This is a genomic window from Allotamlana fucoidanivorans, assembly GCF_006265225.1.
Taxonomy (GTDB): Bacteria; Bacteroidota; Bacteroidia; order Flavobacteriales; family Flavobacteriaceae; genus Allotamlana; species Allotamlana fucoidanivorans.
On sequence record NZ_VDCS01000004.1, the window covers coordinates 49,499 to 69,796 of the forward strand.

20 protein-coding genes and 1 tRNA gene are annotated in these 20,298 nt (G+C 34.5%); 14 read left to right on the forward strand and 7 right to left on the reverse strand.

The annotated features are described in order from the left end of the window. Positions 1 to 11 precede the first annotated feature (11 nt). From folP to FGF67_RS04580, 4 genes are read left to right on the forward strand one after another with little or no spacing between them, the layout of a single operon-like run. Complete coding sequence (folP, locus tag FGF67_RS04565) at positions 12 to 839, forward strand: dihydropteroate synthase (protein WP_139695302.1); 828 nt, start codon at positions 12 to 14, stop codon at positions 837 to 839. After that, positions 829 to 1,518 (forward strand): hypothetical protein, encoded by a 690-nt coding sequence (locus FGF67_RS04570; RefSeq protein WP_139695303.1) that lies wholly within the window; start codon positions 829 to 831, stop codon positions 1,516 to 1,518. The genes folP and FGF67_RS04570 overlap by 11 nt, the downstream gene beginning before the upstream one ends. A gap of 35 nt (positions 1,519 to 1,553) precedes the next feature. Then, positions 1,554 to 2,339 (forward strand): diadenylate cyclase, encoded by a 786-nt coding sequence (locus FGF67_RS04575; RefSeq protein ID WP_139695304.1) that lies wholly within the window; start codon positions 1,554 to 1,556, stop codon positions 2,337 to 2,339. Between the two features lies 1 nt (position 2,340). After that, positions 2,341 to 3,120, forward strand: coding sequence for a DUF3667 domain-containing protein (locus tag FGF67_RS04580; protein ID WP_139695305.1), 780 nt, complete (start codon positions 2,341 to 2,343; stop codon positions 3,118 to 3,120). Positions 3,121 to 3,136: 16 nt separating this feature from the next. On the opposite strand, the gene FGF67_RS04585 is transcribed toward FGF67_RS04580, so the two are convergent. Next, a complete protein-coding gene (locus FGF67_RS04585) occupies positions 3,137 to 4,903 on the reverse strand; it encodes an ABC transporter ATP-binding protein (protein ID WP_139695306.1) in 1,767 nt (588 codons plus the stop codon). Continuing rightward, on the reverse strand, positions 4,904 to 5,647 hold the full coding sequence (truA, locus tag FGF67_RS04590; protein WP_139695307.1) for a tRNA pseudouridine(38-40) synthase TruA: 744 nt from the start codon (positions 5,645 to 5,647) through the stop codon (positions 4,904 to 4,906). An 83-nt stretch (positions 5,648 to 5,730) separates the two neighbouring features. On the opposite strand from truA, the gene FGF67_RS04595 reads away from it, so the two are divergent. Both FGF67_RS04595 and FGF67_RS04600 read left to right on the forward strand, forming a co-directional pair. Further along, entirely contained in the window at positions 5,731 to 6,234 is a 504-nt protein-coding gene (locus FGF67_RS04595) for a metallophosphoesterase family protein (RefSeq protein WP_139695308.1), read from the forward strand. 97 nt (positions 6,235 to 6,331) lie between these two features. Beyond that, positions 6,332 to 6,760: an FKBP-type peptidyl-prolyl cis-trans isomerase gene (locus FGF67_RS04600; protein WP_139695309.1), complete on the forward strand. Its 429-nt coding sequence runs from the start codon at positions 6,332 to 6,334 to the stop codon at positions 6,758 to 6,760. A 69-nt stretch (positions 6,761 to 6,829) separates the two neighbouring features. Here FGF67_RS04600 and FGF67_RS04605 read toward each other — a convergent pair whose 3' ends face one another. Beyond that, on the reverse strand, positions 6,830 to 7,240 hold the full coding sequence (locus FGF67_RS04605) for a DUF4293 domain-containing protein (protein ID WP_139695310.1): 411 nt from the start codon (positions 7,238 to 7,240) through the stop codon (positions 6,830 to 6,832). Between the two features lie 193 nt (positions 7,241 to 7,433). Between FGF67_RS04605 and rho the strand changes: the two genes are divergently transcribed. Together rho and FGF67_RS04615 are read left to right on the forward strand one after the other, a co-directional pair. Further along, positions 7,434 to 9,053 carry a transcription termination factor Rho gene (rho, locus tag FGF67_RS04610; protein WP_139695311.1) on the forward strand — a complete coding sequence of 540 codons (1,620 nt, stop codon included), beginning with the start codon at positions 7,434 to 7,436 and terminating at the stop codon, positions 9,051 to 9,053. A gap of 207 nt (positions 9,054 to 9,260) precedes the next feature. Beyond that, positions 9,261 to 9,698, forward strand: coding sequence for a hypothetical protein (locus FGF67_RS04615; protein ID WP_139695312.1), 438 nt, complete (start codon positions 9,261 to 9,263; stop codon positions 9,696 to 9,698). A gap of 22 nt (positions 9,699 to 9,720) precedes the next feature. On the opposite strand, the gene FGF67_RS04620 is transcribed toward FGF67_RS04615, so the two are convergent. Then, positions 9,721 to 11,955, reverse strand: coding sequence for a DUF7133 domain-containing protein (locus FGF67_RS04620; RefSeq protein WP_139695313.1), 2,235 nt, complete (start codon positions 11,953 to 11,955; stop codon positions 9,721 to 9,723). 384 nt (positions 11,956 to 12,339) lie between these two features. On the opposite strand from FGF67_RS04620, the gene FGF67_RS04625 reads away from it, so the two are divergent. Continuing rightward, positions 12,340 to 12,579 carry a hypothetical protein gene (locus tag FGF67_RS04625; RefSeq protein WP_139695314.1) on the forward strand — a complete coding sequence of 80 codons (240 nt, stop codon included), beginning with the start codon at positions 12,340 to 12,342 and terminating at the stop codon, positions 12,577 to 12,579. A 77-nt stretch (positions 12,580 to 12,656) separates the two neighbouring features. Here FGF67_RS04625 and rpsT read toward each other — a convergent pair whose 3' ends face one another. The 3 genes from rpsT to proS all read right to left on the reverse strand — a co-directional run bounded on the left by rpsT (position 12,657) and on the right by proS (position 14,689). Continuing rightward, positions 12,657 to 12,908 (reverse strand): 30S ribosomal protein S20, encoded by a 252-nt coding sequence (gene rpsT / locus FGF67_RS04630; RefSeq protein WP_139695315.1) that lies wholly within the window; start codon positions 12,906 to 12,908, stop codon positions 12,657 to 12,659. 26 nt (positions 12,909 to 12,934) lie between these two features. After that, positions 12,935 to 13,006, reverse strand: a tRNA-Glu gene (locus FGF67_RS04635). Between the two features lie 204 nt (positions 13,007 to 13,210). Then, positions 13,211 to 14,689, reverse strand: a complete 1,479-nt coding sequence (proS, locus tag FGF67_RS04640) for a proline--tRNA ligase (RefSeq protein WP_139695316.1) — start codon at positions 14,687 to 14,689, stop codon at positions 13,211 to 13,213. Positions 14,690 to 14,788: 99 nt separating this feature from the next. Here proS and FGF67_RS04645 point away from each other — a divergent pair, with 99 nt between their 5' ends. The 5 genes from FGF67_RS04645 to yidD all read left to right on the forward strand — a co-directional run bounded on the left by FGF67_RS04645 (position 14,789) and on the right by yidD (position 20,250). Further along, positions 14,789 to 15,940 carry a hypothetical protein gene (locus tag FGF67_RS04645; RefSeq protein WP_139695317.1) on the forward strand — a complete coding sequence of 384 codons (1,152 nt, stop codon included), beginning with the start codon at positions 14,789 to 14,791 and terminating at the stop codon, positions 15,938 to 15,940. 85 nt (positions 15,941 to 16,025) lie between these two features. Further along, positions 16,026 to 17,558, forward strand: coding sequence for an OmpP1/FadL family transporter (locus FGF67_RS04650; RefSeq protein ID WP_139695318.1), 1,533 nt, complete (start codon positions 16,026 to 16,028; stop codon positions 17,556 to 17,558). Between the two features lie 178 nt (positions 17,559 to 17,736). Further along, positions 17,737 to 18,414, forward strand: a complete 678-nt coding sequence (gene folE, locus FGF67_RS04655; protein ID WP_139695319.1) for a GTP cyclohydrolase I FolE — start codon at positions 17,737 to 17,739, stop codon at positions 18,412 to 18,414. Between the two features lie 40 nt (positions 18,415 to 18,454). Continuing rightward, positions 18,455 to 19,936: a cysteine--tRNA ligase gene (cysS, locus tag FGF67_RS04660; RefSeq protein WP_139695320.1), complete on the forward strand. Its 1,482-nt coding sequence runs from the start codon at positions 18,455 to 18,457 to the stop codon at positions 19,934 to 19,936. Positions 19,937 to 20,028: 92 nt separating this feature from the next. Further along, a complete protein-coding gene (yidD, locus tag FGF67_RS04665) occupies positions 20,029 to 20,250 on the forward strand; it encodes a membrane protein insertion efficiency factor YidD (protein WP_139695321.1) in 222 nt (73 codons plus the stop codon). Positions 20,251 to 20,298 lie beyond the last annotated feature (48 nt).

Here is a 20,298-nt window from a genome sequence, read left to right on the forward strand (position 1 = left end):
AATACAACTGAATGACTCTTAATTGCAAAGGAAAACTCATTGACTTATCTACCCCTAAGGTGATGGGTATTTTAAATATTACCCCCGATTCTTTTTATGATGGCGGTCAATTTAAAAAAGAAAATGAGATTTTACGTCATGTTGAAAACATGCTTAATCATGGTGCTAGTTTTATTGATGTTGGTGCTTATAGTTCAAGACCTAATGCCAAACATGTAAGCCAAGATGAAGAACTAAAACGCATCCTGCCCATTGTACAATGTCTTTTAAAAGAATTTCCTGAGGTATTATTATCAATAGACACCTTTAGAAGCGAGGTTGCTAAACAATGTGTTGTGGCAGGCGCAGCTATAATAAATGATATTTCGGCAGGAAAGCTAGATGACCAGATGTTAACTACGGTAGCCAGCTTGCAAGTACCTTATATTATGATGCACATGAAAGGTACACCTCAAAATATGCAAGAACAAACGCAGTATGATGATTTAATTAAAGATATGCTGTTTTATTTTTCAGAACGCCTCAACGCTGCAACAGCAGCAGGGATTATAGACCTCGTTATTGATCCTGGTTTTGGGTTTTCAAAAACCTTAAACCAAAATTTTGAGCTACTTAATAAACTAGACCTCTTAAACATTACTGAACGCCCCCTGTTAGTTGGGGTTTCTAGAAAATCTATGATTTACAAAACCTTAAAAGTTTCTGCAAAAGAAGCGCTTAATGGCACTACCGTTTTAAACACTTTAGCCTTACAAAAAGGCGCATCTATTTTGCGGGTTCATGACGTAAAAGAAGCTATAGAATGTGTAAAACTCTTTGAAACACTTCATGATGATTAGAAAAATAACAAAAAACTTAACCATTAGTGGTTTGCTCTCACTTTTATTTATGGCCTGCGGAAAAGATAAAGTGGTTCTATTGCCAGAAATAAATCAGGCTAAAACAACCCAAATACAAGACGTTTCTGCGGCGTACTTATTTTATGACGAATCCCAACCTGATAGTGTTGAACTTAACAGGCGTAACCTTATCAGCACTACAAATTGGCTCATCAATGTTGACAAACGCTTATCTTTAAATCAAGCCATACCTCATATTAAATTTCTTCAGGAGAAAAAGTCCAAATCTTCTCATAAAAATGAGCTTGCAAAAAATTATTTTACTTGTAATGATCTGATTATTAAAAATCTAGGTTTTCTGGAATTTACTAATATTAATTACGTTATAAATACTCTAAATAAGAGTACCACTCAAGTTTCTAAAAACATAAAGCCTATAAATTTTGATGCCAATGGCGATATTTTTATTCTTAACCCCAATGCGAAACCTTTTGTAACCCTTTCAAATAAAGCTACCCTTATAGAAGACCTTAAGCGCATTGATTCTACGGGTTTTGTGTGGTCCTTACGGTTTGATAAAAAACTATCATTTCAAGAGTACATCTCTTATAAAGCACTTATAGAAAAGGCTCAAATACAAAACGCTTCAATATCAAATGAAGAGTTTATTGATGATTAACCATATTTTATTAAATTTACCAAAACCCCACACCTTTGGATATTTTTAAAGACCTTTTAAAATTTACCGTTGTTGACGTTATTGACGTTATTCTAGTAGCCTTATTGCTGTACTATGTTTATCGGTTAATTAAAGGCACCGTAGCCATAAACATATTTATAGGCATTATTATTATTTATGTAGCCTGGCAGGTAACCAGTTTCTTAAACATGGAGTTATTATCTGGTATTTTTGGTGGGTTTATGAAGGTTGGAATCATTGCTTTAATTGTTATTTTTCAGCCTGAAATCAGGAAATTTTTACTCATGGTTGGATCCTCAAACATTGGTAGCAAAGGACATATTTTAAAGTCCTTTAAATTTTTAAAAACCGAAGTTTCAAATACAACCGATGTAGACGCTATTGTTACTGCCTGCAGCAAAATGTCTATGAGCAAAACAGGTGCTATTATTGTTTTTGAACGCAATAACAATCTTGATTTTCTATCGGAATCAGGAGACGAAATGAATATAAAAGTTACCCAACCCATTATAGAAAGTATATTCTTTAAAAATAGTCCGCTGCATGATGGCGCCATTATAGTAAGTAATAATATTGTTAAAGCCACACGGGTGATTCTTCCTGTTAATAACGAAAAAAATATTCCGCAGCGTTTTGGTTTAAGACATAGAGCAGCCATTGGAGTAACGGAAAAAACAGATGCCTTAGCGTTGGTGGTTAGTGAAGAAACGGGACACATGTCTTATTTTAAAGATGGAGAGTTCGTGGTTTTTGAAGATGCTGCCGAACTAAGCGATATGATTAAAAAAGACTTAAGCTAATATGTTATGCTTCAACTGCAAAACAAAACTTATTGAAAACGCTAAATATTGTTATTGCTGTGGTGAAAAAGCGACGCAAGAACGCTTAACTTTAAAGCGCCTTTTTCAATTGTATATTCAAACTTTTCTGAATTTAGACAATCTATTTTTTAAAACATTTCTATCACTTTTCTATACACCTGAAGATGTTATTAATTCATATATAAAGGGGATTAGAAAAAAATACATTAATGTGATTGGCTATTTTGCACTAGCTTTGACTTTTACGGGGTTAGAGCTTTTTATATTAAACAATTACTTTCCTGAGTTTTCAGATTTATCTAAAACAGCCACAAGAGAAACGGCTCATTTATCAAATCAAATTGTAAAAAGCCTTCAAAGTCATCAAACGCTGGTCCTTATTTGCCTAATACCTATTTTTACTGGCATAACAAGACTTGTCTTTAGAAAAAACAAAACATATAATTATACCGAATTATTGGTAGCTCACATTTATATTTTTGCGCATACTACATTAATCACCGTTGTGATTTCCATATTTGCAGCACTAATTAATCTTAGTATGGTAAATATTGGATGGGGATTACTCGTTTTTAAAACACTCTATCTTGGCTTTGTTTTAAAACGTATTTACAACAAAAGCTTCAAGTCAATGGCCTTAAAACTATTAAGTATTTCTTTACTCATTGTTATTATTTATTACTTGACCATCTTTGTAACAATAAGTTTTATCTATTTTGTTTTTGGAGAGACCTACCTTGAAAACCTTATTCACCAATAATACTATTTCTAAATAATTAGGCTACTTCTTCTTGTAAAAACTGAACCTCGTACAGATTTTTATAGTACCCGTTTTCTTTTTTCAGCAATTCTTCATGTGTGCCTTGCTCTACAATGGTACCTGAATCCATCACAATAATTTTATCAGCTTTCTTAACGGTAGCCAAACGATGCGCAATAACAATTGAAGTTCTGCCTTTAGTAATTTTATCTGTAGCGTTCTGAATAAGCTGTTCTGAATAGGAATCTACAGAAGAGGTGGCTTCATCTAAAACCAATATACTCGGATTTGTGACATAGGCTCTTAAAAAAGAGATTAACTGGCGTTGGCCAGAAGACAGCATAACACCGCGTTCTTTAACATTGTATTGATAGCCGTTTGGTAAGGTCATGATAAAATCATGTATACCAATAGCTTTAGCCGCCTGATACACCTGCTCTTCAGTAATTTCTGGATGATTAAGGGTGATGTTATTAAATATTGTATCTGCAAACAAGAAAACATCCTGTAACACTACTGCTATCTGGGTTCTTAATGATGCCAGAGTAACCTGCTCAATATTAATACCATCAACAGCAATAACCCCCTCGTTTATTTCGTAAAACCGATTTAAAAGATTAATGATCGTTGATTTTCCTGCGCCAGTAGCGCCTACAATCGCTGCAGTTTCCCCTGCTTTAACATGAAATGAAATACCTTTTAAAACGGGTTCATCTTCAACATAGTTGAAATATACATTTTCAAAAGAAATATCTCCCTTAAAATGCTCGGCCACATAAGTGCCATGATCATCAATTTGAGAAGTCGTATCAATAACTTTAAACACCCGTTTAGCCGCTACCATGCCCATTTGTAGTGTATTAAATTTATCTGCTATTTGACGCAAAGGCCTAAATAACATAGGGATAAACATAATAAAAGACACCAAGACGCCTTGCGTAACAGTACCGTCTAATACAACCCGTAAACCACCATACCACGCTACCAAACCTATGGTTATTGATGCTGATAAATCTGCTAGCGGAAAAAATATGGAGTTATACCAAACTGTTTTAAGCCAACCTTTTTTATGACGTTCATTAATCGCTTTAAAGTTTTCAATTTCTACAGATTCTCTTGTAAACAGTTGTAAAATTTTCATTCCCGTTAAACGCTCCTGCACAAATGAATTGAGGTTAGATACTTCAGTTCTTACTTCTTCAAAAGCCTTCTTCATATATTTTTGAAATACCCGAGTAGCATAGAGTAAAATAGGTAGCATTAAGAATACAATTAAGCTTAGCCTAACATTAGTATATACCATAACCCCAAACACAACCGACATAGTTAACAGGTCTCTAATAATCATAAAAAGCCCTTGCCCAAAAATATCTGCAATACGCTCCATATCTGTTACGGCTCTAGTGATTAGAACACCTACAGAGGAGTTATCATAATACTGCATTTTAAATTTGAGCAGGTGATTAAAGAGCTTAACCCTAACATCCATGACTAAATTTTGGCCTAACCACGACGCGTAATAAATAAATAGTAGCTGAAAAACTGTTTGAAGCAACAAAACAGCAAGCATAATAACAATATAAAAAAGAAAGTATTGTGCCTCTTTTTTGGTAATACTCTCATCTATAGCATATTGCGTTATTTTTGGCGTAGCCACACCAAAAACAGCCAATAAAATGACCAAAACAACTAATCCTACAAAGATTAACTTATAAGGTTTTATGTATTCAAAAAGTCGTTTAAAAAGGTCAAAATCGAAAATACTTTCCTTTATCTTACTCATTTATATTTTTATATCTTTTGGATATTCAATATCTGTTAAATACAAACCATGAGCGGGTACTGAAAAACCAGCCTCACTCCTATTTTTAGATTTAATGATATCATGTAAATCATCAGCTTCTAACTTACCAAGCCCAATATTAATCATAGTGCCTACAATAGCTCTCACCATATTTCGTAAAAACCTATTAGCTTTTACTACAAAATGAAGCTCATCTTCTTTAAAAAACCACTTTGCATGCATGATATCACAATAATACGTTTTTACATCGGTATTACTTTTTGAAAAGCATTGAAAATCTTTATACTGAAATAAAATTTTAGAGGCTGCATTCATTTTATTAACGTCAAGCGCTTGCTTTACATAATAACTTTGATTCACATTAAACACGTTCTTTTTTAAATGTATACGGTATAAATATGCTCTACTTAAAGCATCAAAACGTGCATGCACCTCAGGTTTTACAGGAAATATATCATGAATGGCTACATCTGCCGGTAAAAATGAATTTAACTTATAAATTAAGTTTTGCTTATCAACAGTAGCTTCAGTATCAAAATGTGCATACATCTGGGCAGCATGTACACCGGTATCTGTTCTTCCCGCCCCTACAATGGTTGTTGGTTTTCTAAGTAACGTACTAAGTGCTTTTTCTACAACTTCTTGTACTGATATGGCATTAGGTTGATTTTGCCAACCATGATATGATGTTCCGTTATACGAAAGTTCTATAAAATACCTCAACGTAATTTAATACTTTTGCGAAAGCACAAAGATAGGTAGATTTGTGTTCCTTAAGAAACCTTTATTGAGATTCAAACCATTATATGACTAAAATACTCCTACTATCTGATACCCACGGATATATTGACCATGATATTCTTAAATACGTAAAACAAGTTGATGAAGTTTGGCATGCAGGTGATATAGGCGATTTAAGAGTAACCGACGCTATAAAAAGCCTTAAACCTATAAAAGGGGTTTACGGCAATATTGATAATAGTAAGGTTAGAGTAGAGTTTCCTGAACACAATCGGTTTATGTGTGAAGATGTTGATGTTTGGATGACGCATATTGGTGGTTATCCTCCAAAATACAATGCAACTATTAAGGAGGCTATTCAAAAAAATCCGCCAAGACTATTCATTTGTGGGCATTCTCACATCCTAAAAGTTATGCCCGATAAAAAATTAAACCTTATACATATGAATCCTGGTGCAGTTGGCAAATACGGATTTCATAAAGTGAGAACTATGCTTCGCTTCACCATTCATGGGAAACAAATTGATGATTTAGAAGTTATTGAGTTCCCAGAAAGATATCCTAAATAGGATATAGAATCCAATTAACAGTATTTTACCGTTTTAAAACCCGTCTTCCTTATATTTAATTGTAGCTTTGTTGGCTTTATAAACAGAAAACACAATTATGAGTCAAGTAAAAGAGAATGACACTATAAAAGTGCATTACACAGGTAAACTTAGCGATGGTCAAATTTTTGATAGTTCTTTAGCAAGAGAACCTCTAGAGGTAACCTTAGGCCAAGGATTACTCATTCCTGGTTTTGAAAAAGGATTAATCAACATGGAAGTTAACGAGAAAAAAACAATTCAAATTCCTGTTGCTGAAGCCTACGGAGATATTCAAGAAGAATTGTTTTATGATGTTAAGAAAGAACAATTACCACCAGATATGGAACCTGAGGTTGGTATGGCTCTAGCATCAAAAGGTCCTGACGGAAGAGAAGTTCAATTTAGAGTGTCTTCAGTTCATGATGAGCATATTGTTGTAGATGCAAATCATCCTTTAGCCGGACAAGATTTAACATTTGAGTTAGAACTTGTTGAAATAAAATAAGCTGAATAAATAAAAACCCAAAGTTTTCACTTTGGGTTTTAACGCACTAATACTACTAAGATGTTAGGTTTAACGTAATCTATCTACAGATTTTACAAGATCTTCATCCTTCTTGATGGCCTTATTGGCAAGGGCCAGAAATACGATAGAAACAATAGGGAGAAGCATCCCAATACCTTTCTCAGAAACCGCCGTTTCTCCAGATAAATTTAGAGATTGATACACGAAAAATCCTAGTAAAATAAAGTTTAATATGATGTTAAGACGCCCCAACATAAATTGAGACTTCCTATTTTTATATCTAAATATAGCAACTAAGGCAAAAAAAGCCGAGGTTAAAAACGCCGCAAATACGTAATTCACGTCGGCAGCAAATACTTTAACCCGATCTTCAGTCACCCATAATTCAAACACATAAATCAATCCTGCCGATACACCAGCAGCACATAATAAATAGATGGTTTGAATGCGTTGTAACATGTTATTTTTAAAACTAGACCGCAAAAATAGCAGAATAAATGTAAAAAAATAAAATAAAGTTGTATAATTGCAGTAATAATTCTCAACAACCGTATTAACAAGCGGTTATTTCTTCAGAATAAAATCATTATTTCAGAATTACTTTACTAAAAGTAATCAAAACAAAACATTCAATATATTCAATTAAACATCAATGTTTGAAATTTCACAATTAAAAGAAAAAAAACTAGCTGATTTACAGGAAATTGCTAAAAAATTAAAAGTTCCTAAATACCGATCATTAAAAAAATTAGACTTAGTTTATCAAATTCTTGATCAGCAAGCGGCAGACCCAAAAGCTGTAAAAGCTGCTGTTACCCCAGAAGATAACACCGAAAAACCAGCAGAAGCTAAACCAGCTAGAAAACCTAGACAACGGGTTCAAAGACCTGCTAGCAATACTGCAGAACCAAAAACCGATGATAGCACAAAAGCTGTTGTTGAGACTAAACCCGAAGCAAAAGCTGCAAGCGAAAAGCCTCAAAAAGAAGAGAAAAACGACGTGCCTCAAAAAGAACATCCTTCTAAACAGCAAAAGGGACAAAACGATAACCAACAAAAACAAAGAAATAAAAACCAACATAGAAACCAAAAAAACGCTAATGTTGATAAAGGAAATAAGGACAACCGCAATCGCTATCGCGAACCAGACTATGAGTTTGATGCTATAATTGAAAGCGAAGGTGTTCTTGATATCATGCAAGATGGCTATGGTTTTTTAAGATCGTCGGACTATAACTATTTATCCTCACCTGATGATATTTATGTATCGCAATCACAAATACGTTTATTCGGATTAAAAACAGGAGATACTGTATTAGGGCATGTACGCCCGCCAAAAGAAGGTGAAAAATATTTCCCTTTAATAAAGGTAAGCAAGATTAATGGTCAGAACCCAAATGTAGTGAGAGACCGTGTGTCTTTTGAACATTTAACACCGTTATTTCCTCAGGAAAAATTCAATATTGCCGAAAAACAAAGCACTATTTCTACAAGAATTATGGACTTGTTTTCTCCTATTGGTAAAGGACAACGTGGTATGATTGTATCACAACCAAAAACGGGTAAAACCATGTTATTAAAAGATGTTGCTAATGCTATTGCAGCGAATCATCCTGAGGTATACCAAATGATTCTGTTAATTGACGAACGCCCTGAAGAGGTAACCGACATGCAACGAAATGTTCGCGGTGAAGTTATCGCTTCTACCTTTGACAAAGAAGCTCATGAGCACGTAAAAATTGCTAATATTGTCCTTGAAAAAGCAAAACGTTTAGTAGAATGTGGTCATGATGTTGTCATCTTACTAGATTCAATAACGCGTTTAGCAAGAGCCTATAATACGGTACAACCAGCTTCTGGTAAAATTTTAAGTGGTGGTGTTGATGCCAATGCATTACACAAACCAAAGCGTTTCTTTGGGGCTGCTCGTAATATTGAAAATGGCGGTTCTTTAACTATTATTGCCACAGCTCTTACCGAAACAGGATCTAAAATGGACGAGGTTATATTTGAAGAATTTAAAGGAACTGGTAATATGGAACTACAATTAGATAGAAAGATTTCTAATCGTAGAATTTTCCCTGCTATAGACTTAACTTCATCTAGTACACGTCGTGATGATTTATTATTAGATGACAATACCGTACAACGTATGTGGGTAATGCGCAAATACTTAGCAGACATGAACCCGGTTGAAGCTATGGAATTTATCAATGACCGTTTTAAACAAACTAGAAACAACGAAGAGTTTTTAATATCTATGAACGGATAATTTCAATAAAAAACAAACTAACTCAAATTTAATTAGGCCTTGACCGTTTTATGGTTGAGGCTTTTTCTTTAAAAGCATACCTATACACAACGTGTTCTTATTCTAATCCTTTTCCAAAATTTATTTGAGATACCTTTCAATGAATAATACATTAAACATTTATATTTAAGCCCAAAATTGTATCACCTAAGTTTAAAATCAATACGTGTGAAAAAAGCAAATAAAACACTACTATTTAGAATAGTTTTTAGCATCACAGCCTTTGCCATAGGCTTTTTTGGTGTCACCTACTTATTAAAAGATGATTTAGCTGACAAACTTCAACAGGCTGCTACAGAACTTAATAAGCAAACGCCCTTAGAAATTGATCAATACACACGATTAGATAGTGCTTCATCCATAGCAAAAACAAATTTCATCTATCACTACACGCTTAAGGATCTAAAAAAATCGGAGGTTAATTTAAAAGAAGTTGAAAATTACATCAAACCAAATGTCATTGAAAACGTAAAAAACAGCCCCGAATTAAAATTTTACAGAGATAACAACGTTACTATAGATTTTAAATATTATGATGTTAATGGTGATTTTTTTACTCAAATATCTGTAACACCAGAACTTTACAACCCAAAAAAGCTCCCTTAATTTTACAAAAAAGAGTATTGCCCTAATTGATTTGCAACTGGATTAATTCTTCTTCAGAATACCCACCATCTTTTTCAGGTTTCTGCTTACGTAATTGCATGATTTTTTCTTTATCAAGTATTGCTCCATTACCTGAAAATGCATTAGTTACGTATAAAATAATATTTTGAATATCTTCATCACTAAATTCAGGATTGTTTGCCAAACCAGGCATAACCATATTGAATTCATACAATTTATCATTCACATGTATGGGTCCTCTTAATCCGTGCAACACAACAAGCGCTAACTTTTCTGGTGAGTTAGACACATAATCTGAATTCATTAAGGGAGGTGCTAAGTTTTCAACTCCTTCTCCGTTTAGCCCATGGCAGGTGGCACAAAAATTTCTGTAAACAGCATATCCTTCAGTTCTAGAATCTGTTGACACACCCTTTTTAGTGTAAATAAAATTCTTCTTATTCTGTTTTTTATTAGATAAAGTTGTTTCTAAAATATTTTGAAAAACAACACTACTTAAAGGTTCTTTATTCGTACTCATGTAAGATGCATAGGCCTCCTCATGATCCCTTAAACTATTAATAAAAGCTTCCTGAAAAATAGGCTCATCCTTATATTTTTTTGATAAGTTATGCCCCAATGGAAATAATTTCTCTTCAGCTAATGACACCCAATTTCCCAAGGATGATAAAATATATAAATCTATAAATGCATCATCTTTAGATTCTAATTCTTGAAATAGTTTTATTACCGAAGCGACCCTGTCTACAGATGCGAACTGCTCTAATAACACTATGGCATGACACAAGGATAATATATTCTTACTAGAATAAACAAAGGACTCTAATAGTTCAAAATCCAAAACATTTAAACCATTTAAAGTATGTAATGCATGAATTTGCGTTATATCATTATTAGTATCTTGTAAAAGCTCTATTAAAGCAGAAACTACCTCATCGGTTCTATCTTGTCTATATACCAATAATTGCTGGGCCCTATCTCTGAACCAACCATTTTTACGTTTTAATAAATCTACTAGCTCCGTACTCTTGAGTTTATCTAAATTTTGTATAGGAGAAACCTGTTGATTATTTTTATGAGTTACTTTCAAAATACGCCCCATCCCAATTATAGTGTCAAGCTTCTTTACAGCAGTCTGTTCCTGTAAATACGGCGTCATAAAAGCCTTATCTTGTATAATACCTCTATGCATATCAACCACATACATATTCCCGTCGGGTCCATTAAACAAGTTTACAGGACGAAAACCTTCATCAGTAGACGCAATAAACTCCTGCTCAGGAATCGCTTGAGTTGCACTAAGCACGATATTTTCAAATGACAGAATATTACGTTTTACTATATTAGCCTCTGGTGCACATACAAATGCATTTTCTAAATAATTCTCGGGAAACGCATCACCGCGATATATCATGGGACCACACGCCGATGTTACATTTATAAGTAAACTATCCTCATCTAACACACCTTCAACATAACCTCGATTTACTGATGTTGCATGTAACGGGTATACCCGTTGATTTGTTGTTAGCGTTTTATTTAGGGCTGCTTCTGGTTTGTAAAAAACATTTTTATTTATCGTATTAGGCAACACAAAATCCCCCATTATTTGAGTGGAATTTGTATTGACATAAAGTCTTCCAAAATTATCCTTAGTAATACCCCACTGCCCTCTAAAAGATGTTGGTTCTTTAATCCACTCACCATGTTTTCTTTGGTATCTAAAATTTGATTTTGCATTATAAATCCAATTATCAATATGCACCATTAATCCGTTAGGTTGATGCTCTACATTACCCCCATCAGAATACAGAGAGTCTACTAAAACTTTATTGATTGGCTGGTCATCCTTAATATCAACAAACCACAGGTTTGGCGGTTCTGCATACAAAAGCCCTCCATATACATGAGCCAAGGCTCGTGGCAATATAAGACTATCAATAAACACTTTAGAGTGATCTGTTATGCCATCATGGTCTAAATCTTCAAGAATAGAAATGGTGCCATTTGGTATATCATCACCAGTACCTTGAAGATTTCTCATAAATCCTTTCATTTCAACCACCCACATACGTCCCTTATTATCAAAATCCATAGACACAGGTGCTTCAATAAAAGGTTCAGATGCCGCCACACTAAGTTCAAACCCTTCTTCTATTTGATAATTATCTAGCGAAATTTGAGGTTCGTTAAAACTCTTAGGTTTGCAGGAAAAAACAAGTGTTGTTAATAACATAAAATACACCGAACATTTCAATACACATGAGGTTTTATAAGAGCAAAACAGATATTTTGAGACCATTTCTTAATAATTAATTATAGTATTATGTAGTTGGTAAAAATACCAAATCGGTTAAAAAATAATACAGAATTCCTGGCTTTATTTTCTTGAAATTTTAATTGTAATTATTTTTCCATAATTTCAACATTTGAAACCTATTTCAAGTATGAAACATTTTATGTTTATACTTATTGTTTTTTTAATCTCATGCACCAAACAAAAAACTGACATATAATTTGACAAGGATTCTCCTAAAGTATCTTTTGCTGTAAAAAATTCAGTGGTGTTTCAAGTAAAAGTTCATAATTTGGAAGTCTGGAGATATTTAAGTTTGTACTTTTGAGAAAAACCCGAATCAGGTATCATCTTGAGGAGACAATAAAAACTAAGAACAAAGCCCTTCAAAATAAATCTATCATTCATCTTGAAAATGGAGCTAAATTTTGGTTAAGGCTCACTGAAGCCATCAAACAATATCAAGAGGTGTCTTTGCTACTCATTACAACCTACAAATTTTCTTGGTCATATTTTTACCCAAAAGTTTTAAAAGATATTGAATTGGTTAAAGGACCTATATAAAATTTAGAGTAAAAAACAGTATACAAAAAAAGGCCTCTCATTTTGAGAGGCCTTATATATTTTAATTTAAATATAGATTACAGTGCTGCTACGTGTTTTGCTAAACCAGATTTTAAGTTAGCCGCTTTGTTAACATGAATAACGTTTTTCTTTGCTAATTTATCAAGCATAGAAACAACACTAGGAAATAATGCTTCAGCTTCCTTTTTATCAGTTAACTCACGTAATTTCTTAATAGCATTACGAGTCGTTTTGTGCTGATACCTATTAGTTAAGCGTTTTGCTTCGTTACTTCTTATTCTTTTTAATGCTGACTTATGATTTGCCATTTTCTTTTTCTATAATTAAAATATTGTAGCCCGTAGGGGAATCGAACCCCTCTTACCAGGATGAAAACCTGGCGTCCTAGCCGATAGACGAACGGGCCATTTGTTTTTGAGTGCGCAAAGATAAATTTTATTTTTAAAACTACAAGTAAAAAAAATAATTTTTTATTCTTTTTTTATTCGCTTTTCAAATAACTCACAATGTTTTTCATTGCGGTTGCAAAATTACAACTATTTTTAAATGTTGCAAGAGCAAAATAATTTTTTTTCAAAAAAAATTGCATTGATTTATCTTAAACATTGATTTAGTATGCCTTAGCAAATAACACACGCTGCTTAGATGGTTTTCCTGAATATACACACACCCCCTCTTCTAATTTAGCATTTAAAGGGATACAACGAATGGTCGCTTTTGTCAACTCTTTTATTTTATCTTCTGTTTCTGTTGTTCCATCCCAATGTGCGGAAATAAATCCTGTTTTTACCTCTAAAACTTCTTTAAACGCCTCAAAAGTATCAACCTCTGTGATATGCTCATTTCTAAACTTTAACGCTTTGTTAAACAAAGTATCCTGAATTTCATGTAGCAAACCATCAACTTTATCTGTTATATCATGTAACCCTACAATTTCCTTTGTTAAGGTATCTCTTCGGGCTAGTTCAACCGTACCATTGGCTAAATCTTTAGGACCAATCGCTATTCTTAAAGGCACCCCCTGTAACTCATGTTGAGCAAACTTAGCCCCTGGTCTTTGAGTAGTTCTATTATCATATTTAACCGTGATGTTTTTTACTCGTAGGTCGCTAATTATACTCTCTGCAACTTCTGTAATGGCAGCTAAATCTTCTTCACTTTTATAAATAGGAACTATAACTACTTGATTCGGAGCTAAACTAGGAGGCAATACTAAACCATAATCATCACTATGCGTCATAATTAAAGCCCCCATTAATCGTGTTGACACACCCCATGAAGTGGCCCAAACATAATCTTGCTTGCCTTCTTTATTAGCAAACTTTACATCAAAGGCTTTAGCGAAATTCTGTCCTAAAAAATGAGAGGTTCCTGCTTGTAAGGCCTTTCCATCTTGCATTAAGGCTTCAATGCAATAGGTTTCATCTGCTCCTGCAAAACGTTCACTTTCAGTTTTTAGCCCTTGAATAACAGGTATAGCCATAAACTTCTCAACAAAAGCAGCATAAACATTATTCATTAACTCGGCCTCAGCAAGTGCCTCTTCACGAGTTTCATGAGCTGTATGCCCTTCTTGCCATAAAAATTCTGCTGTACGTAAAAATAAGCGTGTACGCATTTCCCAACGCACCACATTGGCCCATTGATTTATCAATAATGGCAAATCTCTATAAGATTGTATCCAACCTCTAAAGGTATTCCATATAATGGCTTCGCTAGTGGGTCTTACAACTAACTCTTCTTCTAATCTAGCTTCTGGATCAACTCTTAACTTACCTTTATTTTCTGGATCATTCTGCAACCTATAATGTGTTACAACAGCACATTCTTTAGCAAATCCTTCAGCGTTTTTTTCTTCGGCTTCAAACAAACTTTTTGGCACAAACAAGGGGAAATAGGCATTTTGGTGCCCCGTTTCTTTAAACATTCTGTCTAATTCGCCCTGCATTTTTTCCCATATGGCATATCCGTATGGTTTTATAACCATACAACCTCTCACAGCCGAATTCTCGGCTAAATCAGCCTTAACAACCAATTCGTTATACCATTTTGAATAATCTGTTGCTCTACTGGTAAGTTTTTTACTCATATCATTTTTTTGGCACAAATGTTGTGACTTAGTTAAATAAAAAAATAGTTCAGCAAAACTAACTATTTTTGTGATGTTCAACAATAAAATTCAAGAGATATGCATTTTAACAACTACTTAAAACTAAAAGCGCCATTTATAGCTTTATTTAGCTTATTGTTTGGATTTTTATCATGTGGATCTTATGAATATGTTGGTACAAACAATGACGGAATTTATGGTGATCCTGTTGCACAAACCCAAGAAAGACCTGTTGAAACTTCAAGAGCAAACAGAAGTAATTACTATAGTGACTATTTTAAAACAAAAGCTATTGAATCTGAAAGCATGACACCAGAAGATGCTATTTTCACTGATATTGATTCCTATGAAAGTTCTGCCTATGTAGAAAATGACTCCATACCGAATAATTATGCTGGTTATGGTGGTTGGGGGCAAACCAACAGTAATGTTACCATTAACTACGTGAACAACGGCTGGGGTTGGGGTGGTTACTGGGGGGCTAACTGGTACTTTGGTTACGGCTGGGGCTGGAATGGCTATTGGGGATACCCTGGATGGTGCTACCCATGGAATAATTACTGGGGCGGAGGCTATTGGGGTGGCTACTGGGGAGGCTATTGGGGCGGCTACTACCGCAGTCCTTATGTATCTTATAGCGCTTCAAGACGAGGTGGTTACTATGCTAACAACTATTTTGGTTCGACATCAGGCAGACGAAGCTCATATTACAACAGATCAGATGCTAATTCTGGAGGCAGACGTAGTTCATATTCAAGAAATGGTAATACTAAAAATACTGTAGCTGGCAATTATGAAGGTCGACGCAGTTCTTCAAGGGTATCAAATGGCACCACATCAAAATATACTACAAATAGAAGAAGCAACAGTGTTAGTAGATACGCTTCAACACCATCCTCAACGTATAGAAGAAATAGCAATTCAAGTAACGTTAACAGATCTTACTCAGGAGTTACAAGACGGTCAGCAACTGTAAGAACACCGTCTAGAAATTCAACAACAAGATCATCATCTTCAACAACAAGAAGAAGTTCTAGTACCATTTACAGGCAGCCTTCGTCAAATAGCAGATATAATTCAGGAAACACCTATAGGTCATCATCTTCCTCAAGAAGTTCATCATACTCTCCTAGTAGCAGTTCAAGATCTAGTAGTTCTATGTCAAGATCATCATCTGGTGGCGGCAGAAGTTCAGGAGCTAGCTCATCGGGAGGTGGAAGAAGACGATAATATCATTTCTATAAAAATTTAAGTAGTTAAATATCTTACGTAGACAAACACCTTTTTTGCCCCAAACATTAAAAACATCAAACACATGAAGAAGTTAAATTTACTATTAATTGCAGCTATTTCATTATCTTCATTACATGCGCAAGACATTAGTGATGCGTTTAGATACTCACAAGAAGAGATACATGGAACCGCGCGTTTTAGAGCCATGAGTGGCGCCTTTGGAGCTTTAGGTGGCGATATGAGCGCCGTTAGTTTAAACCCCGCAGGCTCTGTTGTTTTCAGTCAAAGCCATGCCTCTGTTACTGGTGCAAATTTTAAAATAGACAACAACACCACTTACTTTAATGGTTTTACTAATTCTAGTGACTCAAAATTTTCAATTAATCAAGGAGGCATAACATTTGTATTTGCAGATCGTAGCAATCGGTCTCCCTGGAAAAAGTTTGCTCTAAGTTTTAATTCTGAACGAACAAACAATTATGAAACAAGCTGGTTCGCTAGAGGGTTGAACACAAATGACGATGGACAATTCAGTAATTCAATTGCTAGTTACTTTTATGATTATGCTGATGGAAAACGTTTAGCAGATATTTCGGCACTACCTGGTGAAACCATTAGTTCTGCATATCGTGACATTGGTGACAGCTTTGGTTTTGCCCACCAGCAAGCGTTTCTAGGTTTTGAATCTTTTATTCTTGATCCTGAAGTAGATGATGACGATAACACACTTTATTATGCCAATGTAGCCTCAGGTGATTTTAACCACAACTACTCTTATATTGCCACGGGTTACAATGGTAAAATTACATTTAACCTTGCCACACAATACGAAGACATCTTGTCTTTAGGTTTTAACTTTAACTCTCATTTTATAAGTTATGATAAATCTACCCGGCTTCGTGAGAATAATTCTAACGTAGGTTCTATTGTAAACTTTGTTGATTTTCAGCAAAATTTATCTACCAGAGGGGTTGGATACTCCTTTCAGTTTGGCGGTATTGTTAAGCTAAGCCCAGAATTTCGTTTGGGTCTAGTGTATGATTCCCCAACCTGGTATTCTATTGATGAAGAAACTACAGAGTTTATTGATACCGATGAATTAGAAGATCAGGATTTTCCTGCCATTAACCCTGGAATAGTTAACGTATATCCTAGATATAGACTTAAAACACCTTCTAAGTTCACAGGAAGCTTAGCCTATGTATTTAATAAACAAGGTATTATTAGTTTTGACTATTCAAGAAAAAACTACGGCAACATGCAGTTCAGACCAACTTCAGACCCAGATTTTATTGATCAAAACCAAATTATAAGAGATGTTTTCAAAAGTACAAACACTTACAGAGCTGGTGCTGAATATAGAATTAAACAAATTAGCTTAAGAGGTGGGTATCGCTTTGAAGAAAGTCCGTATGCCGACGGTATAACCGTGGGTGATTTAACAGGGTATTCCCTTGGTTTAGGTTTTAATTTTGGAAATACTCGATTAGACTTAGCATTTGATGAATCAAAACGATCATTCGCAGCGCCTCTATATACCATTGGACTTATTGACAAGGCATTCATTGATAGAAAATATACTAATTTCACCCTATCTCTTGCCTTTAACATATAGAACACACAAAATTACCAATACTGAGCCTGAATTAACTTTCAGGCTTTTTTATCTCTAAAAGTTAACTGTAATTTTTACAAAAAGCATCAGACTAAGTGTACATATTATTTATTTGTTAAGACCAAGTGTAACAAACTAGAAATGCTTATCTTTGCAAATTCAATTTTGAGTATTACAGATGAAATTTGATAACAACTTAGAAGATTTTGACGCTCTTGGAAATGAGCACATTGGAACCTCTGAAAATACGCCTTTACGGCAAGATGCTTTCAAACTTTCTAATGAAGAAAAGATAGATATTATTAAAGACGATGTGCGTCATATTATGGAAACCTTAGGCTTAGACTTATCAGACGATAGCTTAAAAGGTACACCAAACCGCGTGGCAAAAATGTTTGTTAAAGAAATTTTTGGTGGGCTTGATCCCGATAAAAAACCTAGTGCCTCAACGTTTGATAACAAATACAAGTACGGTGAAATGTTGGTTGAAAAAAACATTACTGTATACTCAACCTGTGAGCACCACTTATTGCCTATAGTTGGTAGAGCACATATTGCCTACATTTCAAATGGCACCGTGGTTGGATTATCTAAAATGAATCGGGTGGTAGATTATTTTGCAAAACGCCCACAAGTTCAAGAACGATTAACAATTCAAATTGTAAGAGAACTTCAAAACGTTTTAGGCACTAAAGATGTAGCCTGTGTTATTGATGCGAAACATTTATGTGTAAATTCAAGAGGAATTAGAGATATTGAAAGTAGCACGGTAACTTCAGAATTTGGTGGAAAATTCAAAGATATGGCTACTCGCAGAGAATTCCTTGATTATATTAAGCTAGATACCACATTTTAAATCCTTAGTCAAACAAAATAACTCATCTACTTAAACCAACATGCAGTTATACCAATCGCAACAATTAAGTATTTACAATTCACTTACCGGAAAGAAAGAACTATTCAAACCAATAAACGAAGGGCATGTAGGCATGTATGTGTGTGGCCCAACAGTTTATAGCAATGTACATTTAGGAAACGTAAGAACCTTTATGTCTTTTGATATGGTATTTCGATATTTGAAGCATTTGGGTTATAAAGTGCGCTATGTTAGAAATATTACGGATGCTGGACATCTTGAAAATGATGCTGATGCTGGTGAAGACAAAATCACAAAAAAAGCGCGTTTAGAACAAATTGAGCCTATGGAAGTGGTACAACGTTATACGGTTGACTTTCATAACATATTGAACACATTCAATTTTTTACCTCCAAGTATTGAACCCACAGCAACAGGTCATATTATTGAACAAATCGAGCTAATTAGCACCATTATTGAGAATGGTTTTGCTTATGAGATTAATGGCTCTGTTTACTTTGATGTGCATAAGTTTAATGAAACGCATGAGTATGGTAAATTGAGTAAACGTAAGCTAGACGATTTAATACATAACACCAGAGCACTTGACGGACAAAGTGATAAGAAAAACCCTCAAGATTTTGCCCTTTGGAAAAAAGCCGAGCCCCAACATATTATGCGCTGGCCTTCACCATGGAGTGACGGGTTTCCTGGTTGGCATTTAGAGTGTACCGCTATGAGCACTAAGTATCTGGGTGAACAGTTTGATATTCATGGTGGTGGCATGGATTTAAAATTTCCACATCACGAGTGTGAAATTGCGCAAAATGAAGCCGCTAAAGGAAATTCTCCTGTTAATTACTGGATGCACGCTAATATGCTTGAGCTAAATGGACAACGCATGTCAAAAACCACAGGAAACACTGTAAACCCTGACGAACTGCTCTCAGGAAATAACTCTTTTTTCAGCAAGGCCTACTCACCAAGTGTTATTCGTTTTTTTAACGCGCAATCATCATACAGAAGTGTTTTAGATTTAACAGATGATGGTTTATTAGCGAGTGAAAAAGGCTTTTATAGACTAATGGATGCTGTAAACCTATTAAATAAAATAAATACATCAAACAACTCTACATTTGATATTCCTACTTGGAAACAAAAATGTTATGATGCTATGAATGACGATTTTAATTCACCTATTTTAATTGCTCATTTATTTGAAGCTGGAAAATTTATAAATCAAATCAAGGAAGGCAAGGCCTCTATAACCAAAGACGATTTAAACCTATTAAAAATCACTATACATAACTTTGTATTTGATATTTTAGGGCTTGAAAACACGGCTGAAAGCAACACCAATTCTGATAAGTTATCAGGTGCTGTTGATGTTCTAATAAAACTAAGACAAGAAGCACGCGTAAATAAAGACTTTGCTCTTTCAGATAAAATAAGAGATGAATTGGCTGCTGTTGGTATTCAGTTAAAAGATGGTAAAGACGGTACTACCTTTTCTATAAACTAAGTGCCCAAGTGTTATTCTGAACTTATTTAAATAAAATCAGGTAACCAAATTATAAAATCATATAAGCGCTGGTTTCTTTTGATACACTCAGAATGAAAAAAATACTCATTTTTCCTTTCTTGCTATTGATTAAAGTATACCAAACCTTTATATCACCATTAACGCCTGCAACATGCAGATACCAACCAACGTGCTCACACTACAGTAAAGAAGCCCTACAAAAGCATGGTTTATTAAAAGGCGGTTGGCTTGCTATAAAACGCATATTTAGTTGTCACCCTTGGGGTGGTTCTGGGTATGATCCAGTGCCTTGACACTTGTTATCACCTCATAAGAGTCCTTTTGCAATCCCTAAACTAACC